The sequence below is a fragment of the Halopenitus persicus genome, assembly GCF_900107205.1.
GTDB classification, from domain to species: Archaea; Halobacteriota; Halobacteria; order Halobacteriales; family Haloferacaceae; genus Halopenitus; species Halopenitus persicus.
On record NZ_FNPC01000003.1, the window covers coordinates 33,525 to 58,872 of the forward strand.

Consider the following 25,348-nt stretch of genomic DNA (forward strand, 5'->3'; position numbering starts at 1 on the left):
AGCCACGTATCGGGACACGGTGGAAACCTTTGACGTCCTCCCCGCCCTGAAGGGCGGGGTTGTAGCCTTGTAACTTCCAGAAACAACTTAAATATGGCCGCGTTCGAGCCTCGATCGCCGGTCACCCGTCCGGCGGACGGCGGTCACTCGGCGATCTCGACGTCGACCGCGTCGCGCTCCACCGCGAGCCGGAACGTCGGAACCGTGCGGTAGACCACCTCGACGACGTTCTTGCGCCGGAGGCTCTGTAGCGCCTTCCGAACGTCCTCCACGTCGGGGTCGAGGTCGAACTCCTCCCGGAGCCCGTTGAGCACGCTGACGACCGACTCCGACCGCTCGTCCGGTCCGGCCACGACGGCGAAGACGCGCGCCTCCAGCTCCGGGACGCGGATGACGCTCGGCACTCCGTTCCCGTCGGGGTCGTCGCCGTCCGCCTCGATGCCGGGTTCGACGTCGACGAGATCGGCGGCTTCGGCGGTCGCGCGGATGAGGCTGTTGTCGTCCCGGAAGTAGTATTCCTTGAGGTTGGACTCGAGGTAGCCGTGCACCTCGCTGCCGGAGTCCATCCCCCACGCCGCCTGGAGCTCGGCGTTCTTCGTCGGCTGCAGCCGGACCACGTCCGCGAGCCGGTCCAGCTCCTCGTCGGTGAGACTCATACCGCCGGCTACCTTGCCCGCCAGTAAGGACGTTCCGAATCCCGGTCGTGGGACGCCGGGGGAACACCCGACTCGCACGCTCGGTTCGGTCGCGGGTTCGACCGGCCGTGTCGACACCCTTATTCTATGTGCTACCACATACCGATGTATGGACGACATTCTCGTCGGACGCGTCATGACGAGCGAGGCGATCACGGTACATCCGGACACCTTCGTCGAGGAGGCCGCCTCGCTGCTGCTCGAGGAGGGCATCGGATCGCTGGTCGTCGTCGACGACGACGGCCGGCTCGAGGGCATCCTGACGACGACGGACTTCGTTCACATCGTCGCCGCGAGCAAGCCGAAGGCGCAGACGACCGTCGAGCGCTACATGAGCACCGACGTCATCACCGCCAGCGCGCAGGACCCGATCACGGACGTCGCGGACGTGATGATCGAGCAGGGCATTCACCACCTTCCCGTCGTCGACGACGACGGGGGCGTCATCGGAGTCGTCTCCACGACCGACCTGACGAAGTACATCTCCGGCCTGCAGCCGCGGCGGACCGCCTGACCGGGCATTCGATCACGTCGACACGCCGAGCGTCTCGTCGACCTGGGTCACCACGGCGACGAACGCCAGCACCGCCAGCGCCGATCCGGCCGCGAACGGGACGACGAAGCCGTACTCGACCAGGATCCCGGAGGTCAGCGGGCCGATCGCGATCCCGAGCCCGAATCCCATCGTGAGCACCGACAACGTCGAGCCGGACTCGCCCTCCTTGGCGATGTCGCCGGCGATCGCCAGCGACGGCGGGAACGCGAGCGCGACGGAGATCCCCTGAATCAGGCGGACGACGAGCATCGTGACCGGCGTCGTGACGATCCCCTGCAGCAGCGTCGACGGAACCAGCAGGACGAATCCGGCGACGAGGAACGGCCGTCGGCCGAACCGGTCGGCCGCACGCCCCACCGGGACCTGGAAGACGACGTTCGCGATCGTCACGGCCGCGAACTGGATCCCGAACCAGACGGGCGCCTGGCCGAGCCGGAGGTTGATCTGGTTTTGCAGCGTGGCGAACAGCGCGATGCAGATCCCCATCGCGACGGTCGCGAGCCCGAGCGCGAACACCGGATCGAAGAGCCGGTCGTCCCCGAACACGCGGATCGAGACGTCCTTGCCGCTCGCCTTCGCGGACTCCTCGGTGTCGTGGACCAGCCAGTAGACGAGCGCGAACGAGAGGTACGCCCCCGCGCAGGCCGCGAGGAACGCGGCGTCGTACCCGGAGACCACCGCCGGCCGCCCGAAGGCCGTCTCGATGCCCAGCGCCGAGAGGTCGTAGGGCCCCGCCTCGACGACGACGCCCGCGAGGATCGGCCCGAACCCGAACCCGAACAGCCGGAACGTGTTGAACACGCCGAAGTTCTCCCCGCGTTCGTCGGGGCTCGCGGCGTACTCGTTCACGAGCGCGACGACCGCCGGAATGGTCAGGGCCGCGCCGATTCCCTGTGCCGCCCGCAGCACCACGAGCGTCCAGTAGTCGGTCGCGAAGACGTAGAGGCCGCTCGCGGTCCCCAACAGGGCGATCCCCGCCAGGATGAACGGCCGGCGCTTTCCGACGCGGTCGGAGAGCCGCCCCGTCCACGGCTGGGAGAAGCTGTTGAGAAACCCGAACAGCGAGAGCACGATCCCGATGAGCAGCGGCTCCGTAACCGGGATCGACGCCGGACCGACCCCGACGCGACCGCCGAGCAGCGCCCCGAGGTCGACCACGCCGCTGGCGATGTACAGCGGGAGGACGACGATCAGAAACGAGTTGCCGATCGCGCCGACCATCCGGGCCGACCCCAACACGATCACTCGTCTGTCGGCCCCGACGATCGGCGAGGCCAGCCGTCCGAGCAGTCCCATCTGGAGGGGCGTTCGAGGGTCCGATTGAAGGGTCTTCCGTCTGGTGAACCGCGTGCCGCGGCTTCCGTACGTCGGCGAGGGGACGGGTTCCATATGTCTGGCGGTGACGGGTTCCATATGTCGTACGGGGACGATCCCCGAACGGCCCCGGGCACCTTCCCCGATCCCGTCGTTTATATACCGTGGCGTGGCATTCACCGCGTATGGAGTTTTGCGACGAGTGCGGCTCGATGATGAAGGCCGGCGAGGGCGAGGACCACTGGGTCTGTACCGCCTGCGGCTTCGAGAAGGGTCGCGACGAACGCAAGGAGGCCGCGATGGTGACCACCCAGGGCCAGGAGTCCTCCGAGATCGTCGACGTCAGCGACGCCGAGGACAAGGGGCTTCCGACCACGACGGTCCACTGTCCGGAGTGTGGCAACGACTCCGCCTACTGGTATATGCAACAGATCCGGGCGGCCGACGAGTCGGAGACCCGCTTCTTCGTCTGTACCGAGTGCGAACACAAGTGGCGCGAGGACGACCACTAACCGCGCGGTCGCGTCGTTCGACGCCGGACTCCGGTTCAGGCTCCGTGCGTTCCGATCTCCAGGCGTTCCGATCTCCAGACGTTCCGATCCCCGGGAACCGACCGGGATGACGACTCGACGAGCCAGCCCTACGGACGCCGTGCGAACGTCAGATAGCCGGTGTGGCCGACCCCCGCGGTCGAGGGTCGAGACCCGCGCTCGGAGAAGTCCATCTCCCGCTGGATCGTCTCCAGCGTCTCGACGCCTTCGAGGCCGACCTCGCGGGCGGCCTCGACGATCGCGCGGGTTCCCTCGACGAACGGCGAGTAGGCGGCGAGGAACCCGCCAGGGACGAGCACGTCGGGCGCGTGCGCGACGACGTCCGCGGCGTCGCCGGTGTCGAGGGTGAGCACGTCGAACCGATCCTCGACCGGTGTGCGGTCAGCGTCGCCCTCGGTCGGCTCGGTTGGTTCGGTTGGTTCGGCCGGCTCCGCGCCGTCCTCGGCCGGCTCCTCGTCGCCCGCCAGGACCGCGGCGAGGTCGCCGGTGCGGACGTCGACGCGGTCGTCAACCCCCGCGATCCGCATGTTCTCGCGAGCCACGTCGGCGAACTCCGGGTCCCGCTCGTAGCTCCGGACGGTCGCGCCCGCTCGCCCGAGCGCCGCGGCGAGGATGCCCGTGCCGGTGCCGGCGTCGAGGACGCGGTCGCCCGCGGCGATCCCGACGTGGCCGATCACGAGCCCGACGTCGCGGGGCATCATCGGCGCGCCGGTGCGCTCGAGGTGGTCGAACAGGTCCGGGAGGCGGAGTTCGCGCACCTCGAAGGCCTCCCCGAGGTGCGTCTCGACCACGTCGCCGTGTTCGGCGTCGGCCGGCAGCTTCAGGACGCCGAGGTCGGTACCGAACTCCTCGCCGGGCTCGAGCAGGTACTCCCGACCGTCGCCGATCAGGAGGTAGGCGGGGTCGGTCACTCCAGGCGGGCGATGGCGGCCGCGAGGTCGCCCTCCTCGGCCTCGAGCGCCTCGATGGCGTCCTCCTCGCTGACGCCGGCACGCTCGGCGACGATCATCACGTCGTCCTCCGGGATCGCCACGCCCGAGCCGCCGCTTTCGTCGTCGGCCGTCAGCTCGGCCGCCGAGCCCGCACCGCTTCCGCCGGCTCCGGACTCGACGGACTCGGGCTCGCCGACGACCTGGTAGGTCTCCTGTCCCTGGGCGTCCATCCTCGTGACCTGCGGGCCGTCGAAGACGAGGTCCTCCTCGTCGGTCCGGATGACGACCTCCTCGACGTCGAGTTCGGTGACGTCGATCCCCATCTGTTTCATCATCTGTTTCATCTTTCGCGGGTTCATACCGCCGCCTCCAAGCATACCACCGAGTCGCGCTCGTGGCAGCAAAAGGGTGACGAACGGGAAGCGGCCTCGCGGGGCGAAACGGGATCGTCGCGGCGCGAGCCTCGCGAAGCTGCCCCACAGTTAAGTCATACAGGGCCGACGTTTCGGTGATGTTCGATCCCGAGGACCTCGCGGCGATCCGGGAGGCGAAGGCGGAGTGGGAAACCGAATCCCACGACCCGGCCGTCGATAGCGCCGGCCAGCGCCACGCGGAGTTCACCACCGACACCGAGGGGCAGTCGGTCGATCCGCTGTACACGCCCGCGGACGTCGCGGACCTCGAGTACGACGCGGACCTCGGTTTCCCGGGCGAGGAACCGTTCACGCGGGGGGTCTATGCAACGATGTACCGCGGCCGGCTCTGGACGATGCGCCAGTACGCCGGGATGGGGACGGCACGCGAGACCAACGAGCGGTTTCGATACCTGATCGACGAGGGGTCCTCGGGGCTGTCGATGGCGTTCGACCTCCCGACCCAGATGGGCTACGACTCCGACGCGTCGATGGCCCGAGGGGAGGTCGGCCGGTCCGGGGTCGCGATCGACACGCTCGCCGACTTCGAGCGCGTCTTCGAGGGAATTCCGCTCGAGGAGGTCTCGACGTCGATGACGATCAACGCCCCGGCGGCGGTGCTGTTGGCGATGTACGTCGCGGTCGGCGACCGGCAGGGCGTCCCGCGGGCGGAGCTCCGCGGAACGATCCAGAACGACGTGATGAAGGAGTACATCGCGCGGAACCTCTACATCTACCCGCCGGAACCGTCGATGCGACTCGTCACGGACGTCTTCGACTTTTGTGCCGATGAGACGCCGAAGTTCAACACGATCTCGGTCTCGGGATACCACATTCGAGAGGCCGGCTCGACGGCCGCCCAGGAGGTCGCCTTCACGCTCGCGAACGGGATCGCGTACGTCGAGGCCGCGATCGACGCGGGACTGGACGTCGACGCGTTCGCGCCGCGGATCTCGTTTTTCTTCAACGCGCACAACGACGTCCTCGAGGAGACGGCGAAGTTCCGCGCGGCTCGCCGGCTGTGGGCGCGGATCATGGAGGACCGCTTCGACGCCGCCGACCCCGACGCCAAACGGCTCAAGTTCCACGCCCAGACCGGCGGATCGACGCTCACCGCCCAGCAGGTCGAGAACAACGTCGTCAGGGTCGCCTACCAGGCGCTCGCGGCCGTTCTCGGCGGCGCCCAGAGCCTCCACACCAACGGGAAGGACGAGGCGCTGGCGCTCCCGACCGAACGGTCGGTTCGGACGGCGCTGCGGACCCAGCAGATACTCGCCCACGAGTCGGGCGTGGCCGACACGATCGACCCGCTCGCCGGGTCGTACTACGTGGAGAGCCTGACCGACGGCATCGAGGAGCGCGCCCGCGAGATCATCGAGGAGGTCGACCGCCGCGGCGGGATGCTCCCGGCGGTCGAAAGCGGATGGGTCCAGCGGCGGATCCGGGAGGTCGCCTTCGAGCGCCAGCGCGAGATCGAGGAGGGCGAGCGTATCATCGTCGGCGTCAACGCCTACGAAACCGACGAGGAGCCGGCGATCGACCTCCAGGAGGTCGACCCGGATCTGGAGCGCGACCAGCGTGAACGCCTCGCGGCGGTGAAGGCCGACCGCGACGCCGACGCCGTCGACGACGCGCTCGCCGACGTGCGTGCGGCGGCCCGCGGCGACCGGAACCTCCTGCCGCCGATCGTGACCGCGGTCAAGCGATACGCGACCGTTCAGGAGGTCTGTGACGTCCTGCGCGAGGAGTTCGGGGAGTACCGGCCGGAGTCGGGATCGACGGCGATGTAGCCGATCACGTCACTCCTCGGCCTCGAACGTTCCGATGCCGGCCGCGGGCGGGGCGACGATCTCGAAGCTCCGCTCGCTCCAGTCGTCCTCCAGGAACACGAAGACGCGGCCGCCGGCCAGCTCGGGGTCGGCCTCGACCTGCGTCCGCTCGCCGACGCGTCTGGCGGCGACGCCGGGGAACAGTTCCTCGCTTTCGCCGGGCTCGAAGATCACTCGTCCCACGCCGCTGTCCTCCAGGATCTCGTCGTGGGTCTTGAGGTCGTTCACGTAGGTCATCACGCCCTCGGTCTCGGTCGGGTCGGTCACGAGCACGTGCGTCTCCTTGCCGGGGCCGGCCGTGAGCGTCCCCTCGACTTCCGTCGGGACGCCGCGATAGAGCGTGGTTCGGCCGTCGAGGTACTCCACCACGACGCCTTCCTCCCGGAGCTCGACGCCGAGGGTGCTCGGCGGGACGTCGGACCGCGCTGGCGAGGACATATCGATCGGTCCGGCCGCGGCGGCAAAAAGGGACGCGTTCCCCCGCCGCGCATCGACGGTCCGCTCGGACGCTTCGACCCTCCCGCGGTCAGCGGTCCGGCCGGTCGACCGAGACCGCCACATCTATGCCCTCGCTCGGGAGTCCATCGGTATGGAGGGACGGGCAGCCGCGTTGGGCGCCGGAACGGTCCTCAACGCGCTGGCGACCGGCACCGGGTCCGCGTTCGGCATCGACGTCGAGACGCGCGCGACGGTCGAGCTCGACCCGGACGCCGACGACGTCACCGGCGAGATCGCCGCGGCCCCGACCGCCGACACCGAGCTGATCGAACGCTGCGTCGCGCTCGCCACCGAGCGCTGGGGCGACGGCGAGGGCGGGACGGTGCGCACGGACAGCGACGTCCCGCTGGCGGCCGGGCTCAAGAGCTCGAGCGCGGCAGCGAACGCGACCGTGCTGGCGACCTGTGCCGCGCTCGACGTGACCGTCGGGGATCGGTCCGGCGGCGTCGGTGCGGAAGCGGCCGTCGATGCGGCAGCGACCGACGATCCCGACGTCACCCGGCTGGAGGCGTGCCGGCTCGGCGTCACGGCCGCCCGCGAGGCGGGCGTCACGGCGACCGGCGCGTTCGACGACGCGTCCGCGTCGATGCTCGGCGGCGTCACGCTCACCGACAACGCCGCGGACGAGCTGGTGCGGCGGGACGTCGTCGACTGGGACGTCCTCGTCTGGACGCCGCCCGAGCGCGCCTACAGCGCCGACGCCGACGTCGCCCGCTGTGAGAACGTCGCCCCGATGGCCGACCTCGTCGCCGAGCTGGCCCGCGAGGGTCGGTACGCGACGGCGATGTCCGTCAACGGGCTGGCCTTCTCGGCCGCCCTCGGCTTCTCCCCGGAGCCGGCCGTCGAGGCGATGCCCCACGTCACCGGCGTCTCGCTGTCCGGGACCGGCCCCAGCGTGGTGGCCGTTTCCGACCCCACGGATCCCGGGACGGACCTCGACCGCGTTCGCGACCTGTGGGACGACCGCGAGGGAACCGTCCGATCGACGACCACCCGCTCCGACGGCGCACGGATCCTGACTGACTGACCACGATCATCACCATGACATCGAACGACCAAACCCCGGAGGAGATGAGCCTCGACGAGCTGCGTGCCGAGATCGAGGACATCGACCGCGAGATCGTCGAGCTGATCGCCCGCCGCACCTACGTCGCCGATACCGTCGCCGCCGTCAAGGAGGAGCGGGACCTGCCCACGACCGACGAGTCACAGGAGGCCCGCGTGATGGAGCGGGCCGGCGAGAACGCCGAGCAGTTCGACGTCGACGCGAACCTCGTGAAGGCGATCTTCCGACTGCTGATCGAGTTGAACAAAGTGGAGCAACGCGAGAGCCGGTAGCTCAGTCGAGGCCGAGACTCAGCTGTAACGCCTCGTCGACTGCAGCCATCGTGGGTCCGTCGAGTGAACCGACGACCGAGTGAATCCGTTCCGGAACCGAGACGGTTCGAATCTGGTCGAGCCGGATTGACGAATTCTTTTCGAGCGGTGACCCGTCCGCCTCGACGAACACCTCGAACGGATACTCGCGGTAGGTCCCCGTGACGGGCGCGACGATGGTCGTACTGGAGTTCCGGTTTCCGATATCGTTTTGAACGACCACGGCCGGGCGCGTCTTCTTCATCTCGTGTCCTTCAGCGGGGTCGAGTCGAATGATAACCACGTCGCCCCGTCGCACGTCCGTATCCTCACTCATCGAGGCGTTCCCACGCTTCGTCGGACGTTTCGCTCCACTCCTCGGCGAGTGCCTCCGCGCTCTCGGAGGCCTCCCGATAGGCGGCTGCCAGCTCGTCGTCGTCCGGTCGGTCTGACTCTACCTCAACGACTGCGACGGTTACGCGCTTGTTCGCGTACTCGGTGCCGAGGTAGACTCGACCCCGTTCGTCCGTCTCGTTCGTTTTGAGGTCCGTTGCGTCGACTTTCATCGGGGAACGGTACGGACCCACCGCGGATATGTGTTACCCACTATTACCCACGGATTTCCCCGTAGCGGTTACGGGGTGTATTATGGATTTCAGCTACGTAAACTACCCCACCCTACTCGCTCACGGCTTCGCCGTTCGCTTCGTTGAGGGTGTCGTCAGAAGCGGAGCTTCTGACTGCTAACCAGAACCTTCGGTTCTGGTGATGGGGCTTTCGCGTGGACTCCCGCTCTGGCCGGAATTTTCGACAGGAGATTCATATTCTCCGCTCGCGTTCAGCGTCCCGCGATTCAAGCGCACGCCTACGGGTGCGCCTCCGCCGTCCCCAGTTTGGTTACGGCGGAGATACCGCAGTCCAATGTTTTTTGCCGCGTTGTAGTCAGCGTGGTTCTCGTAGCCACATTTCAGGCACGCGAACTCCTCGCCGTCGCGGTTGTCCGGATGCGTGAACCCACAGTGTGAGCAACGGCGTGACGTATTCTCCGGGTCCACCTGCTCCACGTCGATGCCGTTGGGTTCGGCCTTGTATTCGACGTACTCGTACAACCGCTCGAAGGCCCACTTGTGGCCCCACGACGCACCCGAGAGGCGGTCGCGGATGCCGGTCAACTCCTCGAAGGCGATGACCGTACAACCGTTTTCGGCGGCTTCTTCGATGATGCCGTTCGCAATCCGGTGGAGCATCAGTTTGAACCGCCCCGTCTCTTTGCGCCCGACCGACTGGATGTTCTCGTGGGCGTGACGTGACCCACACTGCTGGAAGGATGCACGGCGTTTCTCGTACTCGCGCCGCCAGTGGTCGAACTCGTGACCGCTCCAGAACGTGCCCGTCGAAGTGACCGCGAGTTGGTTCACGCCGAGGTCAACGCCGAGGACTGTGTTGTGCCCGGCCGTCGCCTGTTCCGGCGTGTCGGACTCCACCTCCGCCTTTGTGCGAAGATGGAGGAACCACTCGCCGTCCCTGTTGTGGAGTTCCGCCCCCGTCACCTCGTAGTCGTCGTTGTCGAGATACCGGCTGTGAGGTGTGTCGCGGTCCTCGTCTGGCAGAACGTACGCGACTTCGATACGTCCATCTACGGTCGCCAGCGACACGTACTCGTCGTGGAACGTGGCTCACCGCTTGTCGTACACCACGGTCGGCTTCGAGAAATGTGGTTTGCCAGCGTACTCGCCCTGTTTCCAGCGAGCGACGACGCCCTGAACGGCGTCGGCGGCCTTGTTGCGGGCGTTCTGGACGAGATTCGCGTGCAACCGTGTCCGGTCGCGTACCTCGTCGTAGGTTTCCTCCTGCAACTGTGCCTTGCTGGTCGTCTTGTATTCGCCCTGCCAAGCGTGGTCCACGACGTAGTTCGCGGCCCACAGAAACTCATCAACTGTCTCGCGGAGAAGTGCGGCGTCGTCACTGTCCACGTCGAGTTTCACCGGGACAGTGCGCCGCACCTCCATACGTCAGATGTGTGCTTGGTGGTTTATTAGAATTGGGGAGAAAAGGCGGCCACAGTCCGTGGTTTGTGCCGGAGTTGTCGGCTTCCTCTCCGGCCTGCTCGCTCCTTGAGGCCGGAGGCTCCGCCTCGAAACCGCTGAACAAGGGGGAGCAGCGGACGAATGGACACGGCTCAAAACACACGTCTTCGAACGTCGAACGCGTCGTTTGACCGTGACCGTTCGAAAGTCTCCGAGTTCCGTGATGACGAGACGCGAAGCGTCTCGAACCGCTCGATCCCGAGGCGGTTCACGAAACGTTTAGGTTAACTAAGATGATCCATTGACCCGGAAGGAGAACCGTCACACGCTCCTTCCACCCCCTTTCGAGAAGAGACGCGATACTCGGACGGTACCGTGATCGCAATGCACGCGTGGGACCGTTCGCTCGATCCGGTAGTCGCTTCCGTTCGCTCGATCCGGTAGTGGCTCGTGTTCACTCGATGCGGTAATCGCTAACGCGGTCCCGTGCGACGTGCATCGATCCGATGCAGGCCAGACACGCGAACACGACCGATATGACCGTTCCGAGAACGCCGATCAGGAACTGGTCGATGCCGAGGAACGAGGATATCGCATGCCCAACGGTGCCCGAATGGGCGATCACGGTCGGGAGGGCAACGACGAGGATCACGGTCGAGTAGCCGACGAATCCCGGGATGCTCGGCACGATCGCCTTCCTGCTTCGGGAAACGCTAACCGCCTCAAAGCGTGGAAACACGGCGCCGATGCCCGTCGCGATCGTGCCCGAAACGGCGGATAACACGACGGCCGAGACGCCGAGACTCGCGACGGTCGGCAGCGAGTGTGGGCTCAGAACGGCCGTACCGACGGTTGCCACGACGGTCACGGGAGCAAGCAGTAGGCCACCGGAAACGACGTGCCCGACGATCAGTGCCCGCTCGGGCGTTTCCGAGAGGAGCGTGACCGGGAGCGCCGCACCCTCCTGGCCGATCACGTTGAGCGCGAACAGCGCACCGGCGATCCACGTGCCGCTGAGAAGTATCCACAGCGGAAGTCCAGTCCCGATCTCGCCGGACTGGACGGCAGTGACGATCGGCCCGGCGAGAACGATCACCGGATACAGCGCAAACGAGAGCGAGATCGGCGACCGACGGGCACGTTTCCAATCAACCGCGACCACGCCGACGGCGGGGCGCGAGAGGACTCGTGAGAGCACGCCGAACGTCGACGACTCGTTCCCCGTTCGATCCACCTCGTGGGTAACGTGAACCCCATCGGCGTACCAGAGCCAGTCCGACAGCCGGAACAGCGATGCGACGGCCGCGATGATACACACTGCCGAGAATCCGATCGCGCCGATCGCGCGGAGCGGCGACGCGCCGATTCCGAGTCCGATCGCCGCAAGGTCTCCGAACCAGTTGATCGGCGTCGGCGCGAGGACTCGATGGATCGGCTCGAGTATCGACGCAAACGCGTTCGTAACGATCACCACGAAGTACCCGAGACCGAGGAGGAGAAGGAACAGCATTCGCAGACGGCTCAACAAGACCGAGCGAACGCCGGCGTTTCGGACGCCAAGTGCGAGCACGAATCCCGTCGGAAGGCCGGTTGCGAGCAGAAGACAGAGCGTGAGAAACACGACGGGGATCGTACGGATCGAGCCAGCGCCGATGGCGAACGCGACCGTGGCGGCGCTTCCCACCGTGAGCAGGAACGCGGACCAGAGCACGAGTTCCGTGAGGACGAGACCGCCGATCACAGCACGGTGTGAGATCGTCGTCAACAACCCGTCGAGGTTGTCGGGGCGGAGCGCGACGGCGTACGCACGATAGCCGCCGAATCCCACGACGAAGATCCATCCGTAAACGAATCCCGTTCGGACCAACTCGATGAGCGGTTCGGTCTCGGTTCCGGCGACGAAGCCGCCGGCAAAGTACGCGCCAAACACGCCGGCGATAGCGACCGGAAACAGCAGCACGGCCGCGAACGCGAGGGCCACTAACTGCGCCGAGTTCTCCTTCATCGCCCGCCAGCGACGTCGGAGCTCGGTACGGGCAACGAGGTGTGGACGTCTCGCTCGTGTCATCGATCGTCGGGTCGCGTGCTCGATGCAGTCCCGTCGGCGTCTCCGTTCGATCCGTCCCGTGGGTTTCCGGGACCGGCGATCGCCTCGGATTCCGATTCGGGCGCGACCGGATCCCGTTCGGCGGTGACCGAGAGGAACACGTCCTCAAGCGTCGTTCCCGCTTCCGCTTCCATCCGAGCTGTGAGTTCCGCGGGCGAACCCTCGGTAACGAGGTCGCCCTCGGAGAGAACGCCCACCACGTCCGCGAGCTCCTCGACGACCGAGAGGATGTGCGTCGACAGAAACACCGTGTGACCGTCGTCGGTCAGCTCCGCAATGACGTCGAGAACGGTCCGGGCCGCCCGCGGGTCCAAGCCGCTTGTCGGCTCGTCGAGAAACACGACGTCGGGGTCGTGTAGCAACGCCTGTATCAGGCCGACTTTCTGGCGCATCCCCTTCGAGTAGTCCGCGATTCGCTTGTCGGCATCCCCAGTGAGACCGAAGCGGTCCAGCCACGTCACGATTCGGTCGTTCAGCTCGGCCGCGGGAATATTCCGAAGTCGCCCGAAGTACTCGAGTTGTTCGCGGCCGGTGAGCTCGTCGAAGACCGGCGGTTCCTCGGGGAGATACCCGATCGATGCTCGAATTGCGTCGCGATCCGAGACGGGCTTCCCGTCGATCCACGCCTCGCCGTCGGTCGGCCGCGTCAGCGACGTCAACATCCGCATCGTGGTCGTTTTTCCCGCACCGTTCGGTCCCAGGAAGCCGTATACCGTGCCGCGTTCGACGGCCAAGTCGAGCCCGTCGACGGCGACGTCCGTTTCGAATCGTTTCGTCAGGTCTCGCGTCTCGATGGCGTGTCTCTCTCTGGTCATCTCAACAAGGTACTCCGATGGGTCCGGTGCTGCGATCGATCATACGACGATGCCTCCGACTCCGACGGTGATGAAGACGACCGCGATCAGCGTCGGAAACGCGGCACGTCGAAGACGTGCGATCGCGAATCGTCCCGGAGAGCGATCGGTTATCACGAGATCGCCCGTGAGGGCGACCTCGTGCTGCCTCCGTTCGGGAGACCCCGCAACGAGATACTTCTCACCGGGATCGATCCGACGTTCGACGTAGCGACGCGTGCCGAGTCCAGGGACGATCCGTATCCATTCTGCAACCGGTTCGAGATCGTCTCTCACGTCGACGAACCGTTGGATTCGTTCCGGCGGGGTCTCGTTCGCGCCGACCGTGAGGACCGTCGACTCCGTATCGAGCGCGAACCGCTTCGGTGACGGTTCGACATCGAGGCCGCCACGAGGTCCCTCAAGGGTGAACGGACGCGTCGCGACGCCATCGTCGAGGTGGGCCTGAAACCACGGGACGCCGATCCCGAACGGTTGTCGTTCGGTGACGTCGAACTCGAAGCCGAGACACCGCGCTCCAGTGAACGGGGCCGAAAGCGTCGCTCCGGAGTCGTTCGCCGCTCCACGACAGACGGCGAACGACTCGTCATCCGTGACGGTGCTCGGGTCCTGAACGGAGGCGGAGAGGACCTTCGGGACGACCGCAAGCGGCCGGAGACCATACCAGCCGATGGCGAGGCCAAGGGTGATGAATCCGAACCCAACGACCGTGAGTATCATCACTCCGGAAGTCGTGGGGCGTTCGACGAATCTGGTGGATCTCCCGGAGCGATCCACGGCAAGAGCGTCGGACCGTCTCGGGTACACATCCGGTGGCGGGATCTCGCGTGGAGGGATCTCGTGTGGAGGGATCTCGCGTGGAGGGACCTCATAGGGACCAGTTCTACCGGGGACTTCAAAGGGTTTCCCCCGAACCAAAGCGTTCGGCGCTCGACTGACCCAGTGAACCGCCTCGGCCTGCACCTCCGGGTGGAACGCACAGATTCCGCCATGGCGAGACGTACTCCCCGGGATACCGAGAGACTCCCCGCCACGAGGAGCTTGTCCGGCTTGGAAGCGTAAGACGGACAACTATTTGTCCCGGACGACCGGCATAGTCGGTGGATGGCCCTCCTCAAAACCGTGCTGCGCTACAGCCCTCCATCCGAGACGATCGCCGTTATCGTCGCGAACACGCTGCCGCTCGTCGGCGTCGTCGCCCTCGGGTGGGATCTCGCCGCGCTCGTCTTCCTCTATTGGTTCGAGCTCGGGATCCTCTCGTTTTGGGCCCTCGTGAAGGCGGCGTTTGCCGGTCGACCGTCGGAGTTCGACTCCGATCCGCTGATCGGCGGCGCGCTGGCGCGCAAGCGTACCGCGATACCGGTGCCGTTCACCGAGCTCGGCGTTCGATTCTCGACGCTGCCCGTTCTCGCCGTTGCGATCCCCGTCCTCACGCTGGTCTGGTTCTTTGCAGGTGTGACGACCGTCGGCGTGATAGGCCCGGAAACGCCCGAGCCGGACGCGCTGGTGATGGTGACGCTCTCCGCCTTCGGCATCTTTCTCAGCGAGGGTGCCTCGACGTCTCTCGAGTATTTTTACCGAGGAGGATACCGCGATCACAGCGCTCAGACCGCGATTCAAGATGTTTTCATGCGTGCTGCAGTGATCGGCGTCGGCGGGCTACTCACGGCGACCTTCGTCGGGCTTGCCGCGGACTCGGTCGCATCCGACGATCCGATCACGGCCGTCGATCCGACGCTCGTCGGGTTCCCGATCCTCGTCGGGATCGTTCTCGTGAAGTTCAGTTTCGATCTCGGGGGCCTGTACCGCGATCGGCTCGCCGCCTTCGATGCGGCATCGTCCCTCGAACTCGGCTGGGCGTACGAGCCGCCGTCCGATGATCCGATCGAACCGGTGAGCGACGTCGACGCGCGGCTGCGACCGACCCTCGCAGGGCGATTGGTCGGCGGCCTCTCGCCTGCCCACGTCCGACGGCACCCGGGTGCGTTGGCCGTCGGCGGATTTCTCCTTCTCATTTCGATGCTGTTTCTGATGGGAGAAGTCTGGGATATCGTTCTCGTCCTCGTCGGAGCCGGTTTCATCGTTCCGATGGGACTTCTCACGATCGACTACGGGTTGCGATACGGTGGCGTCGAGTACCGGATCTCGGAAGAGGAGATCGTTGCCTACGATCGACTGTTCCGAACGCGTCTGTGGCGGATCGAGCCGTGGGACGAACACGGCGTACGCGTTGAACGTGATCGGCTTCACGGGTGGCTCAAGACGTCAACGGTCGTCATCGAGCGTGCCGATCGTGAGTTGCGGCTTCCGCACCTCGAGGATCCCGAACCGATCCTTGACGTGTTCGACCGTCGTGCTAACGGCGTCCAGCGGACGGAGGAAACGTAGTGTAAGAGCTGCGGCGGTGGAACGCTGCTGATAACGTCGCGTAAACTGTTGGTAGAGACTTTGGTTTATGTTGTATGATGGGTAGCTCGACGATGAACGTTGTCACAGTGTTTATTCCACGATATTCATAGCCGAATCAGCCATAAGAATCTACTTGCGAATGAACCATTCTGAATGACGGATACCGTTGACACACGACCGCATCAGCGGTTCTCGTCGAACGGAAGGATGCTTCCGGACTCTGCCCGTGGCGCAACTTCCTCAATAAAGGGGACAGTTGGACTCGCCGCAAAGGCAACCAGAGACGCCAGAAATACGGGCGTGATGCTTGCTCCATTGGAGAGCGCAATAGCGATGAGCGCAGACGAAAGGGGCGTCCCGGTAACGACAGAATTGAACGCCGCCATTCCAGTAAGCATCGCCAAAACGGGAGGCAGCCCGGGCACGACGAGAGCCGCCGTCAACCCGACGATGGCTCCCATAAACATATGTGGGATAATGAGGCCGCCAATCCAGTTGCCGTGAATCGTCACCCCTGCTGCAATCATAACTGTCCCAAGCGTGAGTAAGAGGCCGTCAACGCCGAGCGACGCTCCGTTCTGAATGAGTTCGTTCATCTTCGCGCCGCCGTAAAAGTACGACAGCGGCACCAGCCAGCCAAGCACGCCGATAACGGCGCCGGCAATGGTCGTCCGGATATACACCGCGAGGGATGCCTGCCGGAACAGCCGTCCGATAATCGAGAAACTACGCGTGTACACCAGCCCGAACGGGATGCAGACGAAGCCGATGAGTATAGCCCATCCCAAATCCACGGGGGCTAATGGCGTCAACGACGCCGTCCGCCACGTGGGAAAGAGTTGCATTCCCCCGAGCGTGACCTCGGTAAGATAGCCGGCAAACGACGCGATGAGCGTCGGGATGATGGCTTCGTAATACTCCAACCCACGCTCGTGTGGGAGTTCCAACCAGAGGAGTGCCCCACCGATTGGGGCACCGAGAATCGTTCCGAATCCCGCGCCCATCCCCGCGAGGGTAAGCAATTTCGTGGAGCTCTCCAGATCGAACAACTCGGAAGTGTACGTTCCGAACGATCCGCCGACAATGGACATCACGCCTTCCGGCCCGGCGTTCTGTCCGGCGACGAGGCCGATAAGGCCCACCGGAATGACGGGGATGTTCTCTTCGAGATCCACGCGACCCTCGGTGTGGAGCTGCTGGACGAGCGCCGAGAGAGCGCCCGGATAGAACGTGCTGTAGAGGATCGTCCCGATGAGTATCCCGGCGGCGATACTGACGGGCACACGCCAGTACGTCGCGCTGAAGGTGGCCCAGAGAGCGTCCTTGAGAGCGAGCCAGATGATGCGGAATCCCGTGGCGGCGACGCCGACGCCGATGCCCAGAATTGCGGCGACAACGAGCATATGGTGGAATTTTCGCTCGTTGAACTGTACTAGTCCCATCACAGCGACCTACGAGGAGTAGCGGGGCTTGATTTACGTTTTGTTGTTCGGGTGACCGAAGCGGCGTCGCCTCATCGTTGTACTGCGAGGACGGGGATGTCGCCGTCGCGGATGACTTTTTCCGTGACACTCCCTTTGAGGAATCGTCCGACGCCGGAACGAGCGTTCGTACTCATAACGATGATGTCGATGTCGTGTTCGTTCCCATATTTGAGGATGGCCCGATCCGGATCGCCCACCTCGACGGCCCCGACGGCGTCGATGTCTCGTGATTGTGCCGCCTCGACGATACGTTTGGTCGAATCCGTACCCTCCTCACGAAGCGTGTCCAGTTTTTCATCGCCCCGACCGACGATGGAGGCACTTTCACTCTGTTCGACGACCGCGATGACGTGAACGGTCGCGTCGTACCGCTCCCCGAGACTGTACGCGTGTTTCGCTGCCTCCATGGCTGCCTCACTCCCGTCAGTCGGGACGAGTATCGCCTCGTACATATCAGATAGTGAGACCGGCTACAACTAATAGACTGTCAAGGCCTCCCACTCCGTCTGCCGAAGGACGTTTGTATGTTAGGTCGTTAGCTGGCCGTCCGTACTATCGAACTTTCCGAAGAGCGTGTGAATGCTTGCTAGTAGGGCGATACTGAGAATCAAGGTGCCGAGTGCCTGTGGTGTTCTGAGAAGTCCGAGCGCGACGATTGTTGTCATTACGTGGGCGGTGACGAACTGTTCATCTAGGAGGGCTAATCCGATTCCTGTCAGAATCAGCGCACAGATGGGGCTAAGGATGACTCTGAACGCGGCGCTCGATTGTGCCTCAACTGAAAGCGGGTCAATTCCCTGTGCAAAGAGGAGATACGCGATTACTCCTGCTACGACGGCAAGAAGGTGGGTTGTCAGAACGGTGGTGCCAGTAATCTCCCGTTCGTCAGATGTGCCCAGTAGATATACAGTAGGGGCTAACGCCAATAAGACGGCATAATGGCCCGTCAGGAGTGCAACCGCCCCAATAGCGATTGCCAGAACCCCGACATAGGCGGCGTTTTCCATTTCAGGGGCCATCTTAACGGGGTATTCTTTAACGGAGCCATATGACAATTCCGAAGAGAAGAATCGCTACCGCCTTTTGCCATTCCGTGTCCCCCGGTCGCGTTAAGTCTGGCGTGAATTGTGGTAGATCGCGAAGGCTTCGAGCCAGTTTTGAGCTGTACTGAACGATCAACGGTAGCGGTGAATCTGGTATGCGAACTGTTCTATGACGCTCCAAACCGGGAGACTACAAGGTGATTTTAACGCAGCCACAACACTATACATTCGTTAGTCTACATTCGGATGTGAACCGAAGGAGGTTCTTGGCGACAGCGAGTGTCGGCGCGAGTACACTCTCGGGGTGTCTGTCGATGCTTCCATCGCTGGACTCGGATACGTCCCTCCCGAAGACTCCCACCGGTGCGTGGACACAGTACGGTGCCGATGGGACGAACACGTTCGCAACGAACGTCTCCGCTCCAGCACGGGGAAACCTGGCGTGGACCTCGGAGGCCTTCACACGCTGGCAGCCCGTGGTTTCCGACGGGACGGTATATCTGACGAACTTCGACCCTAGTAACGACGGAAGTGCGATCGCGCTTGACGCACGGGACGGCACCGAACGGTGGCGAACGACTCTCAACGCCAGCGGAGACCACGGGACCGTCGTCGTCGACGATCGATTTGTCGTGGCGTACGACACGGAGCTCGTTGCGCTCGATCCGCAAACGGGCGACCGGATCTGGACGGAACGGACGAACGGGATCGACTCTACCGAACTGCTGGTCGCGGACGGAGCCACCGGGACTGTACTAGTCGCTTCCGAGAGCGGCATCGAGGCGTTTAGCGCAGCGGACGGGGAGAAACACTGGGACATCGACACGGTACGTCAACTCGTCCGTGCGCCCGCAGTGTCCGACGGGCGTGTGTTTGCCGTCGGGAACGTGGACGGAGCGCCGTCCCTCGTTGCGCTCTCGCTGGCGGATGGCTCGGAGCGCTGGCGGAGGGAACTCACGTCCACACCCGGGTCCGCCGCGCCCGTCGCAACCCAGGAGGGAGTGGTCGTTGCCGACGATCGAACGCTCGTCGTCCACGACGAGGCAACCGGCGACCGGCTCCGCGAGCTCCACTCGTTCGACGAGAGCGAAGATGCGATCCCCAAGACGGTTGCCGTTGCCGACGGGACCGTGTTCGTTACCACCGCGTCCGGCGTCGTCGCGGTTGATATCGAGACCGGAACGGAACGATGGCGCCGCGACGTTCCAGTGTCCTATGTGGCGGGGATCTGCGTCGGAACCGAAACGGTCGTACTCCCGATCGATGACCCCGAATTCGCATCCGGGAAGAAGACGATCAGCGCGTTCGACCGCGAATCGGGAGAGTTGCGCTGGCACTACGCGTTCGACCCGGGTTTCCATCACCAGGTGACGTCACCGCCGGTGTTGGTTGACGGGGCCGTGTTCTTTACGGCCACCCACATCGACGGTCTCGGAGCCCTCGGCGACGTGCCCGGACGGGATAGCTAGTTTCCAGGCCGTGCGCCATCTTCCTGTGAGGAAGTGTTCCCCCACTACCGCTCCCGGTCCCGCTCTTCGTGAAGAAACCTCTCGTCGAGGATCGAGCAGGCGGGATAGGTCACGTTGCTTCACTCCCGAATACGTTGTTCCAAACCGCATTGATGACGACGAATCCGAGGACGATCGCGACGACGTGGAGGAGAAAGTCGAGGATGATCGTGAACGGACCGGCAATCTCGTCGGTATAAATATTAAAGAGCGTGAATATGACCGCAGCAATCACGGCATCCGGGAGATGAGTGGAGAGTATCTCTCGTCCTTGCACAAGCGATGGCGTTCGTATTTTCCTTCAAATAGGTGTCGTTTTCATCACATTTGAATCGGTCGTCCGCTCGTGTTTCCGTAATCGAACGTGACGGCTCACAGTTGGTCGCTGAAGACCGCGTGTTTATCGCAGTACAGTAGGTACGACGCGTACCTGGCAACCCGGTATCGAGTTCCACCGAACCGACTCTCGTGGACTTCGTTAGGGAAGTAGCGAACGCTTTGTGATAGTAACGACCACCTCCGCTCGGAACGGAACCCACTCCTCGGTTTCGCCGGACCGGTACGAGAGGAATACCGGCTCGAAGTATCCACGGAGCGTATGATCGCCAGCACGGTAGATGCGGTCTCCGTGGATCTCGTACCGTTCGGTAACGGAGGCTCCGGCGTCCACCGACCGACTGATCGTCTCGTTGTCCGTCCAGACGCTGTTTTCACCGACCTCGACGTGCTCGGAGTCGGCGTAGTGATCGGATAGCAAGAGCACCGTGCCGGAATCCCGCTCCGTCGGCGGGTCCAGCGCAAGTAGCCCGAACGGCCACGTGCCGGTACTGCGGACGTCGATCGAGGTCTCGCTCGTGTTGTGCAGTCTCACGTCCAGCACGCCGGGACTGTCGACCGTGATGCCGGCGTCCGACGCGACCACCTCGAGTGAGAGTGGCGCGGTCGTGTACGCAACCGACACGTCGGTCACCGTGTATTCCGTCTCACCGAGACAGCCGGACAGACCGGCCAGCGCAGCCGTCGAAGTGAGGAGGTACTGGCGGCGGTTCATCGACTTTCCTCCGGAGCGGAAACGGTCTCCGACGTCAGCTCCACGAAGACGTCCTCTATCGTCGCGTCGTCGGATAGATCCAGCTGCTCCCGGAAGACAGCAAGACTTCCCTCTTCGACGAGCCGGCCGTGATGCAGGATGCCGACGCGGTCACAGACCACTTCGACCTGTCCGAGCACGTGACTCGAGAAGAAAACGGTCGCACCGCGGTCGGATTCGGCGTCGACGACGTCGCGAACGAGCGCGACCCCGTGTGGGTCCAGACCGGTGAACGGTTCATCGAGGATCAGGAGGTCCGGTTCGCCGGCGAGACTCATCGCGAGGGCGAGTCGCTGTTCCATCCCCTGTGAGAACTCGCCTGCGGGGCGCGTGGCTGCGTCGGCGAGCCCGACGCGCTCGAGGAGCCGGTCCGGATCGTCGTCGACGTCCTTCGTGTCGATCACGAGTCGGAGGTGTTGCCGTGCGGACATCCCGTCGTAGGTACCGAACCGATCGGGGCAGATCCCGATCCGGCGGTGACTGGCGACGACGTCGGTCCACGGATCGTAGCCGAGCACGCGTGCGGTTCCGGACGTCGGCTTGATGTAGTTCAGCAGGAGATCGATCGTCGTCGATTTGCCGGCGCCGTTGGGTCCTAAAAACCCGTAGACTTCTCCTCGTTCAACGGACAGGTCGAGGCCGTCGAGCGCGACGGTGTCCCCGTACCGTTTCGTGAGACCGGCGGTTTCGATCGCCAGCGACGTCATACGAGATCACCCCGTTCGAACCGATATCGAGCAACTCCAAGGGGAACGATCAGCCAGCACAACAGGACCAGAAGTCCGGACAGTTCGTGAAGATACAGCGGAACGGATCCGGGTTCGAACGCCGCGTCGACGGCGTACACGTTGATCGACGTCGGCGTCCGGAGTTTGGTGAGTGCCGGTTCGAACAGCGCCCCCGAGTTCCCGACCCCGAGTAGCCAATTCGTCACGATGTGATACGATCGTTCGGGTGACATCCGAAGGAGAAGGAACAACGCCCCGTCAGCTGGAGCGTCGTACGCACTCACCGCGCGTCCGGTTGCGGCACCATAGATCGCGGTTGCGACGGGCTTCCAGAGAACCGTCAGAACGAGGTAGAACCCGCCGAAGAGCACGCCGGTCGCCCGGACCGTGCTCGTCGTCGCCGCCGAGACGGCTGTCGCGATCGAGACCAGGGTGACGACGTACAACAGCGTCACCAGCAGCACGGCGCCGAAACGGAGCGGTGAGAAGAGCCCGAATCGAAGTCCGCCGGCGAGTCCCAGAACCGCCACGGCTCCAATGACGGGGATCGCGATCCCCGCGCTCCGGCCGAGCGTTTTGGCGACGAGGATGTCGGTTCGCGTGAGGGGAAGCCCCAACAGGAACTTGAGACTCCCGGATGAGCGCTCGGCGACGACCGACCGATAACTCAACAGGAGCACGCCGAGCGGGAGGAGTATGGAGCCGGCGATCTGGATGAACCCAACCGTCAAGTTCGGGCCGAGCTCGTCCCACCCGACGTAGCTCGGACGATACGCCCAGAGGACGAGTAGGATCGCGAGAATCCAGGGACCGTTGGATGTGAGCAGGCGTCGTGCTTCCGCTCGAGCAAGCGGAAACCAGCGTGGGAGGGCCATATCTCGTCGTCTCGGGTATTCCATCATAGGAATGATGGTTTCTCTTCGGTATGCGAGACGTTCAAACGCTCAGTATGGTATACCGAACCTTTTCAGTGACGTCGAACGTTCGGTGTTTCGTGCATCGCCGCCAGTACCTCGCGACGACGGCCCTCCTCACGGTCCCGCTCGCCGGATGTGCGCATCCGTCGAACGTCCTCGATATGCAGGAAGCGACGCCCGACCGACTCGCGGCCGAAACCTCTCGGTCCATCTCTCCGGAGTCCGACGCGCACGCGATCCTTCAGGAGGTGGTCGAGAACGGGTCGGCGACCGCAGCCGGGATCTCCCGCCCGATCGATACCGACGAGCCGATCGAGTTTCAGGAACGGTATTACGACGTGTCCGCGACCGAAATCGGCCGTCGTGACCGAACCAGCTACGATATCCGTGTGGACTATAATCCGGAAGAAACCGCGTCGGCCGAGTCACGCGGCTCGATCGCGTATGCCGACCTCCCCGAGGTGGACAAGACGGCGTTGGATGGGCTGATCCCGCCGCAAGGCGATCCACCGCGGAACGAGGGATTCGATATGGGAACCCGATACGTCTATCCCGAGAACGCAACCGATGCGTCGGTACTCGTTCCGACGCAACAGTACGAATTCATCGAGCATCAGGGCGCGACGTATCGCGTGCAACTCGAGAGCGAGACCGTCGAGGAAGTGACGTACCGGTATGAGATGACCGAGATCGCGCCGAGTACTGCGGCATACGCCGAACGGATCCGATCGGAATTCCTGTTTCCCCTGTCGGGGCTGTCATCCGCCGAACGGGAGGTCGTCGAGGAGGCGATCGACGGTGGATACTTCGACGGCGCGACCGACGCGTTCAGATCGGTCGTCTCACGACTCCGGGCTCACCGCGGGCTCGAAACCAGCGATTCGTACGGGACGTGGCTCCCGGAGTACGAGGGGACGGCGTACATCACCTACGCGGAATTTCCGTCCGACATTACGCCGGCTGGAGAGTGACGACGTCACACGGTACAGCAGCACTCGGGAACCGTCAACGCCGTCCAGCTATCCAGCGGTCGTCCGTCTTTCGTTCTCGACATAATCGGACGGCATCAGCGAGGAGTCTGAAAACTGTTTGGGAGCGCTTCCGGCTGAGAACACAGCGCTGGTGTATTTACAAACAGCAGCCAAAGGAGGATGTGAAGCACGACCGACGGTCGGTCCCCGCTGACGTCGATCACGTGCTTCACGCTGTCTGGCACCCACCACTGCGCTCACAGCAACCCATCACCACACCCACCCCCGAGCCCTCCTTTGCTTTCGTTGTTCCGTGACGAATACCGAACCGAGACCGTCATGTATTCCGTTCCCTAACGACAGTCATCGAAAGAGGGACACCCGAGCGCGGTACACGAGGAGATACGCCGTGAGGGAGGCAGCGGTCCAGACGATCGCTTGTGGTGCAGCATTGTTCCCCTGGATCGTGACGTTCGATACGAGTATCGCCACCATCCCGAGGAGGCCCCACGCGAGTACGGACGCAAACAGAACGACCACGTACTCTCCGAGCCTACCGAGCGACCAGTCTCCCGCGACGATCGGATACGCGCCGCCGAAGGCAAGCACTCCGACGATCAGCGAGACGGTCGCGGGCGAAACGGGGGACCCGAGAACCGTGTTCCAAAGCGAAATAAGCGGATGCAAGACGATGGCGAGGCCAATCAGTCCCAAAAGCAGATCGAGGGTTGCCGCGACCCACGATTCCGGTCCCCGATCGGCAGTCTCCATAGCTGATTTGTAACGTGCTCGTACGAGACGTTTGGGATCAAAAACGAAAGGGGGACCTCGGTACATTCTGCGGGGCCTGTTTCGTCCTCGTCACGTGGTCACTTCGTGCTCCGAACGCTCTCTGCATTTCCTGGGTCGGATTCGAAACGAGACGACAGATCTGGACGAAACGTATGAACAGCTGAACAGAGTTTGGATCTGTTGAAATCCTCAGCAGGTGATACGCCTTGACCCGGTCAATACAGGCGACTCACGTATCGCTCGCTTTCGTCGTGATTCACAGCCAGTCGGTAGTAACGTACGTCACCGTGTCCATCGCCTCTCGGTTGGGGAACGCTTCGATAACTCGCTGGATGATATGGTAGAGTTCGTGCGAGGGGAGCGACTGGTCGGGGACGTAGAATACCCCACTGTGAGAGTCTGCCGGCATCTGGACAAAGTCGTCGCTGGTGACTATGAGACGCCCCTCTTGGACGGCGTACAGACGAATCGTGGTGTCGTCGACGCCTTCTCCCAATTCGCTCACGTCGACGACACGCTCTACGTCGTGGCCTGCTTTGTCGAGTTTGTCAGCCAGTGGAGCCGCGATGTTCTCGTCAAGCAGAAACGCCACCCGCATCACGACGATCCCGGCAGATCCTCGGGGCCGGTGATGATGCTCGGATCGTCTTTTGCGGTTTCGTGAAGCTCTCGACGGCGTTCTTCGACCGCCCGCATCTCTTCGGGATGGTCGTGATAGTACGCCAGTGCGTGGTAGACTTCCGAAGCAGTGAGGTCAAAGCGGTCCGCAACCGTCCGTGCGTCGAGGTCGCGCTCCTCGACCAGCGCGTGGATGTGGCTCACGGTGATTCGCCGGTCCCGAATGTGGGGCTCGTCGTGAATATCCGACTCGTCACCTGAGACGACGGTGTTCATCTGCTTCGACATAGTGTCGAATACCAATCCAGTGACCTTCAGTCTTTGCCGGTTCAGTGAGTCTCTATCTGGCACCCACAGCCACACATCTATTGAGGGGCGGACCATCCGTACCACCAGGTCAGAGTCGAATGGCAGGCATCGCTATGCAACGGCGAGCGTTTCTCGCTGCGACAGCCACGTCAGTCGGAGCGGTAGCTGGGTGCTTCAGCACGTCGAATCAAGCACTTCCGAACGATCCCACCGGTGACTGGCGACAACAAGCCCACGATAGTCGGAACACCGGCGCATCCGATGTCGTCGTTCCAGATCGAGGGAATCAAGCATGGGACGCTGGTGACGCAGGAAGCATCGAACCGCTCGTCGCTGATGGAATGGTG

Annotated in this window: 28 protein-coding genes and 1 pseudogene; 8 read left to right on the top strand and 21 right to left on the bottom strand. The window is 63.9% G+C overall.

All coding sequences use genetic code 11. The features are described 5' to 3' along the window. Window positions 1–143: 143 nt before the first annotated feature. Entirely contained in the window at window positions 144–656 is a 513-nt protein-coding gene (locus BLV25_RS05380) for a DUF5797 family protein (protein ID WP_021075140.1), read from the bottom strand. 148 nt (window positions 657–804) lie between these two features. On the opposite strand from BLV25_RS05380, the gene BLV25_RS05385 reads away from it, so the two are divergent. Next, complete coding sequence (locus tag BLV25_RS05385; RefSeq protein WP_092731281.1) at window positions 805–1,209, top strand: CBS domain-containing protein; 405 nt, start codon at window positions 805–807, stop codon at window positions 1,207–1,209. A gap of 12 nt (window positions 1,210–1,221) precedes the next feature. Here BLV25_RS05385 and BLV25_RS05390 read toward each other — a convergent pair whose 3' ends face one another. Next, complete coding sequence (locus BLV25_RS05390) at window positions 1,222–2,547, bottom strand: MFS transporter (protein ID WP_021075142.1); 1,326 nt, start codon at window positions 2,545–2,547, stop codon at window positions 1,222–1,224. A gap of 203 nt (window positions 2,548–2,750) precedes the next feature. On the opposite strand from BLV25_RS05390, the gene BLV25_RS05395 reads away from it, so the two are divergent. Beyond that, window positions 2,751–3,077, top strand: a complete 327-nt coding sequence (locus BLV25_RS05395) for a transcription factor S (protein ID WP_021075143.1) — start codon at window positions 2,751–2,753, stop codon at window positions 3,075–3,077. Between the two features lie 128 nt (window positions 3,078–3,205). Here BLV25_RS05395 and BLV25_RS05400 read toward each other — a convergent pair whose 3' ends face one another. Both BLV25_RS05400 and BLV25_RS05405 read right to left on the bottom strand, forming a co-directional pair. Beyond that, window positions 3,206–4,027: a 50S ribosomal protein L11 methyltransferase gene (locus BLV25_RS05400; RefSeq protein ID WP_092731283.1), complete on the bottom strand. Its 822-nt coding sequence runs from the start codon at window positions 4,025–4,027 to the stop codon at window positions 3,206–3,208. Next, window positions 4,024–4,425: a nascent polypeptide-associated complex protein gene (locus tag BLV25_RS05405; RefSeq protein WP_092731284.1), complete on the bottom strand. Its 402-nt coding sequence runs from the start codon at window positions 4,423–4,425 to the stop codon at window positions 4,024–4,026. Before BLV25_RS05405 ends, BLV25_RS05400 begins: the two co-directional genes overlap by 4 nt. 134 nt (window positions 4,426–4,559) lie before the next feature. On the opposite strand from BLV25_RS05405, the gene BLV25_RS05410 reads away from it, so the two are divergent. After that, window positions 4,560–6,251 carry an acyl-CoA mutase large subunit family protein gene (locus tag BLV25_RS05410; protein WP_092731287.1) on the top strand — a complete coding sequence of 564 codons (1,692 nt, stop codon included), beginning with the start codon at window positions 4,560–4,562 and terminating at the stop codon, window positions 6,249–6,251. A 9-nt stretch (window positions 6,252–6,260) separates the two neighbouring features. Here the strand turns inward: BLV25_RS05410 and BLV25_RS05415 are convergent, their stop codons facing one another. Continuing rightward, complete coding sequence (locus BLV25_RS05415) at window positions 6,261–6,728, bottom strand: DUF5796 family protein (RefSeq protein WP_092731819.1); 468 nt, start codon at window positions 6,726–6,728, stop codon at window positions 6,261–6,263. Between the two features lie 151 nt (window positions 6,729–6,879). Here BLV25_RS05415 and BLV25_RS05420 point away from each other — a divergent pair, with 151 nt between their 5' ends. Both BLV25_RS05420 and BLV25_RS05425 read left to right on the top strand, forming a co-directional pair. Then, a complete protein-coding gene (locus BLV25_RS05420) occupies window positions 6,880–7,815 on the top strand; it encodes a shikimate kinase (protein ID WP_092731289.1) in 936 nt (311 codons plus the stop codon). Between the two features lie 14 nt (window positions 7,816–7,829). After that, window positions 7,830–8,126, top strand: a complete 297-nt coding sequence (locus tag BLV25_RS05425; RefSeq protein ID WP_021075149.1) for a chorismate mutase — start codon at window positions 7,830–7,832, stop codon at window positions 8,124–8,126. A gap of 1 nt (window position 8,127) precedes the next feature. On the opposite strand, the gene BLV25_RS05430 is transcribed toward BLV25_RS05425, so the two are convergent. The 6 genes and pseudogenes from BLV25_RS05430 to BLV25_RS05455 form a co-directional block, all read right to left on the bottom strand. Further along, a complete protein-coding gene (locus BLV25_RS05430; protein ID WP_092731291.1) occupies window positions 8,128–8,481 on the bottom strand; it encodes a type II toxin-antitoxin system PemK/MazF family toxin in 354 nt (117 codons plus the stop codon). Further along, window positions 8,474–8,710, bottom strand: coding sequence for a hypothetical protein (locus tag BLV25_RS05435; RefSeq protein WP_092731293.1), 237 nt, complete (start codon window positions 8,708–8,710; stop codon window positions 8,474–8,476). The genes BLV25_RS05430 and BLV25_RS05435 overlap by 8 nt, the downstream gene beginning before the upstream one ends. A gap of 177 nt (window positions 8,711–8,887) precedes the next feature. Continuing rightward, a pseudogene (locus tag BLV25_RS05440) lies at window positions 8,888–10,153 on the bottom strand (RNA-guided endonuclease InsQ/TnpB family protein). Between the two features lie 472 nt (window positions 10,154–10,625). Then, window positions 10,626–12,176: a hypothetical protein gene (locus tag BLV25_RS05445; RefSeq protein WP_256335655.1), complete on the bottom strand. Its 1,551-nt coding sequence runs from the start codon at window positions 12,174–12,176 to the stop codon at window positions 10,626–10,628. Between the two features lie 59 nt (window positions 12,177–12,235). Continuing rightward, window positions 12,236–13,093 carry an ABC transporter ATP-binding protein gene (locus BLV25_RS05450; RefSeq protein WP_092731297.1) on the bottom strand — a complete coding sequence of 286 codons (858 nt, stop codon included), beginning with the start codon at window positions 13,091–13,093 and terminating at the stop codon, window positions 12,236–12,238. A 39-nt stretch (window positions 13,094–13,132) separates the two neighbouring features. Continuing rightward, window positions 13,133–13,852 carry a hypothetical protein gene (locus BLV25_RS05455; RefSeq protein ID WP_092731299.1) on the bottom strand — a complete coding sequence of 240 codons (720 nt, stop codon included), beginning with the start codon at window positions 13,850–13,852 and terminating at the stop codon, window positions 13,133–13,135. Window positions 13,853–14,236: 384 nt separating this feature from the next. Between BLV25_RS05455 and BLV25_RS05460 the strand changes: the two genes are divergently transcribed. Continuing rightward, window positions 14,237–15,520: a DUF6498-containing protein gene (locus BLV25_RS05460; protein WP_092731301.1), complete on the top strand. Its 1,284-nt coding sequence runs from the start codon at window positions 14,237–14,239 to the stop codon at window positions 15,518–15,520. Window positions 15,521–15,723: 203 nt separating this feature from the next. Here BLV25_RS05460 and BLV25_RS05465 read toward each other — a convergent pair whose 3' ends face one another. The 3 genes from BLV25_RS05465 to BLV25_RS05475 all read right to left on the bottom strand — a co-directional run bounded on the left by BLV25_RS05465 (window position 15,724) and on the right by BLV25_RS05475 (window position 18,044). Further along, window positions 15,724–16,983 carry a chloride channel protein gene (locus tag BLV25_RS05465; RefSeq protein ID WP_092731303.1) on the bottom strand — a complete coding sequence of 420 codons (1,260 nt, stop codon included), beginning with the start codon at window positions 16,981–16,983 and terminating at the stop codon, window positions 15,724–15,726. Window positions 16,984–17,054: 71 nt separating this feature from the next. Then, window positions 17,055–17,477, bottom strand: a complete 423-nt coding sequence (locus BLV25_RS05470) for a universal stress protein (protein ID WP_092731305.1) — start codon at window positions 17,475–17,477, stop codon at window positions 17,055–17,057. Window positions 17,478–17,552: 75 nt separating this feature from the next. Continuing rightward, entirely contained in the window at window positions 17,553–18,044 is a 492-nt protein-coding gene (locus tag BLV25_RS05475) for a hypothetical protein (protein WP_092731307.1), read from the bottom strand. A gap of 221 nt (window positions 18,045–18,265) precedes the next feature. On the opposite strand from BLV25_RS05475, the gene BLV25_RS05480 reads away from it, so the two are divergent. Continuing rightward, the gene (locus BLV25_RS05480; protein WP_256335656.1) at window positions 18,266–19,537 is read left to right on the top strand and encodes an outer membrane protein assembly factor BamB family protein; all 1,272 of its coding nucleotides are present in this window, start codon (window positions 18,266–18,268) and stop codon (window positions 19,535–19,537) included. A 109-nt stretch (window positions 19,538–19,646) separates the two neighbouring features. On the opposite strand, the gene BLV25_RS05485 is transcribed toward BLV25_RS05480, so the two are convergent. The 4 genes from BLV25_RS05485 to BLV25_RS05500 form a co-directional block, all read right to left on the bottom strand. Then, on the bottom strand, window positions 19,647–19,853 hold the full coding sequence (locus tag BLV25_RS05485; protein WP_092731311.1) for a hypothetical protein: 207 nt from the start codon (window positions 19,851–19,853) through the stop codon (window positions 19,647–19,649). A 201-nt stretch (window positions 19,854–20,054) separates the two neighbouring features. Further along, the gene (locus tag BLV25_RS05490) at window positions 20,055–20,627 is read right to left on the bottom strand and encodes a hypothetical protein (RefSeq protein ID WP_092731313.1); all 573 of its coding nucleotides are present in this window, start codon (window positions 20,625–20,627) and stop codon (window positions 20,055–20,057) included. Then, window positions 20,624–21,373 (bottom strand): ABC transporter ATP-binding protein, encoded by a 750-nt coding sequence (locus BLV25_RS05495; protein ID WP_092731315.1) that lies wholly within the window; start codon window positions 21,371–21,373, stop codon window positions 20,624–20,626. Before BLV25_RS05495 ends, BLV25_RS05490 begins: the two co-directional genes overlap by 4 nt. After that, window positions 21,370–22,269 (bottom strand): ABC transporter permease subunit, encoded by a 900-nt coding sequence (locus BLV25_RS05500; RefSeq protein ID WP_021073670.1) that lies wholly within the window; start codon window positions 22,267–22,269, stop codon window positions 21,370–21,372. The genes BLV25_RS05495 and BLV25_RS05500 overlap by 4 nt, the downstream gene beginning before the upstream one ends. Before the next feature lie 119 nt (window positions 22,270–22,388). On the opposite strand from BLV25_RS05500, the gene BLV25_RS05505 reads away from it, so the two are divergent. After that, window positions 22,389–23,282 carry a hypothetical protein gene (locus tag BLV25_RS05505; protein ID WP_092731317.1) on the top strand — a complete coding sequence of 298 codons (894 nt, stop codon included), beginning with the start codon at window positions 22,389–22,391 and terminating at the stop codon, window positions 23,280–23,282. Between the two features lie 363 nt (window positions 23,283–23,645). Here BLV25_RS05505 and BLV25_RS05510 read toward each other — a convergent pair whose 3' ends face one another. The 3 genes from BLV25_RS05510 to BLV25_RS05520 form a co-directional block, all read right to left on the bottom strand. Further along, entirely contained in the window at window positions 23,646–24,053 is a 408-nt protein-coding gene (locus BLV25_RS05510) for a hypothetical protein (RefSeq protein ID WP_092731319.1), read from the bottom strand. A 277-nt stretch (window positions 24,054–24,330) separates the two neighbouring features. After that, the gene (locus BLV25_RS05515) at window positions 24,331–24,672 is read right to left on the bottom strand and encodes a DUF5615 family PIN-like protein (protein ID WP_092731321.1); all 342 of its coding nucleotides are present in this window, start codon (window positions 24,670–24,672) and stop codon (window positions 24,331–24,333) included. Then, window positions 24,672–24,980 (bottom strand): DUF433 domain-containing protein, encoded by a 309-nt coding sequence (locus BLV25_RS05520; RefSeq protein ID WP_092731323.1) that lies wholly within the window; start codon window positions 24,978–24,980, stop codon window positions 24,672–24,674. The genes BLV25_RS05515 and BLV25_RS05520 overlap by 1 nt, the downstream gene beginning before the upstream one ends. Window positions 24,981–25,348 lie beyond the last annotated feature (368 nt).

Coding starts and splice junctions, on each gene's coding strand:
- BLV25_RS05380 (WP_021075140.1), bottom strand. CDS start 656: ATGAGTCTCACCGACGAGGAGCTGGACCGGCTCGCGGACGTGGTCCGG.
- BLV25_RS05385 (WP_092731281.1), top strand. CDS start 805: ATGGACGACATTCTCGTCGGACGCGTCATGACGAGCGAGGCGATCACG.
- BLV25_RS05390 (WP_021075142.1), bottom strand. CDS start 2,547: ATGGGACTGCTCGGACGGCTGGCCTCGCCGATCGTCGGGGCCGACAGA.
- BLV25_RS05395 (WP_021075143.1), top strand. CDS start 2,751: ATGGAGTTTTGCGACGAGTGCGGCTCGATGATGAAGGCCGGCGAGGGC.
- BLV25_RS05405 (WP_092731284.1), bottom strand. CDS start 4,425: ATGCTTGGAGGCGGCGGTATGAACCCGCGAAAGATGAAACAGATGATG.
- BLV25_RS05410 (WP_092731287.1), top strand. CDS start 4,560: ATGTTCGATCCCGAGGACCTCGCGGCGATCCGGGAGGCGAAGGCGGAG.
- BLV25_RS05415 (WP_092731819.1), bottom strand. CDS start 6,728: ATGTCCTCGCCAGCGCGGTCCGACGTCCCGCCGAGCACCCTCGGCGTC.
- BLV25_RS05420 (WP_092731289.1), top strand. CDS start 6,880: ATGGAGGGACGGGCAGCCGCGTTGGGCGCCGGAACGGTCCTCAACGCG.
- BLV25_RS05425 (WP_021075149.1), top strand. CDS start 7,830: ATGACATCGAACGACCAAACCCCGGAGGAGATGAGCCTCGACGAGCTG.
- BLV25_RS05430 (WP_092731291.1), bottom strand. CDS start 8,481: ATGAGTGAGGATACGGACGTGCGACGGGGCGACGTGGTTATCATTCGA.
- BLV25_RS05435 (WP_092731293.1), bottom strand. CDS start 8,710: ATGAAAGTCGACGCAACGGACCTCAAAACGAACGAGACGGACGAACGG.
- BLV25_RS05445 (WP_256335655.1), bottom strand. CDS start 12,176: ATGAAGGAGAACTCGGCGCAGTTAGTGGCCCTCGCGTTCGCGGCCGTG.
- BLV25_RS05450 (WP_092731297.1), bottom strand. CDS start 13,093: ATGACCAGAGAGAGACACGCCATCGAGACGCGAGACCTGACGAAACGA.
- BLV25_RS05455 (WP_092731299.1), bottom strand. CDS start 13,852: ATGATACTCACGGTCGTTGGGTTCGGATTCATCACCCTTGGCCTCGCC.
- BLV25_RS05460 (WP_092731301.1), top strand. CDS start 14,237: ATGGCCCTCCTCAAAACCGTGCTGCGCTACAGCCCTCCATCCGAGACG.
- BLV25_RS05465 (WP_092731303.1), bottom strand. CDS start 16,983: ATGGGACTAGTACAGTTCAACGAGCGAAAATTCCACCATATGCTCGTT.
- BLV25_RS05470 (WP_092731305.1), bottom strand. CDS start 17,477: ATGTACGAGGCGATACTCGTCCCGACTGACGGGAGTGAGGCAGCCATG.
- BLV25_RS05475 (WP_092731307.1), bottom strand. CDS start 18,044: ATGGCCCCTGAAATGGAAAACGCCGCCTATGTCGGGGTTCTGGCAATC.
- BLV25_RS05490 (WP_092731313.1), bottom strand. CDS start 20,627: ATGAACCGCCGCCAGTACCTCCTCACTTCGACGGCTGCGCTGGCCGGT.
- BLV25_RS05495 (WP_092731315.1), bottom strand. CDS start 21,373: ATGACGTCGCTGGCGATCGAAACCGCCGGTCTCACGAAACGGTACGGG.
- BLV25_RS05500 (WP_021073670.1), bottom strand. CDS start 22,269: ATGGCCCTCCCACGCTGGTTTCCGCTTGCTCGAGCGGAAGCACGACGC.
- BLV25_RS05510 (WP_092731319.1), bottom strand. CDS start 24,053: ATGGAGACTGCCGATCGGGGACCGGAATCGTGGGTCGCGGCAACCCTC.
- BLV25_RS05515 (WP_092731321.1), bottom strand. CDS start 24,672: ATGCGGGTGGCGTTTCTGCTTGACGAGAACATCGCGGCTCCACTGGCT.
- BLV25_RS05520 (WP_092731323.1), bottom strand. CDS start 24,980: ATGTCGAAGCAGATGAACACCGTCGTCTCAGGTGACGAGTCGGATATT.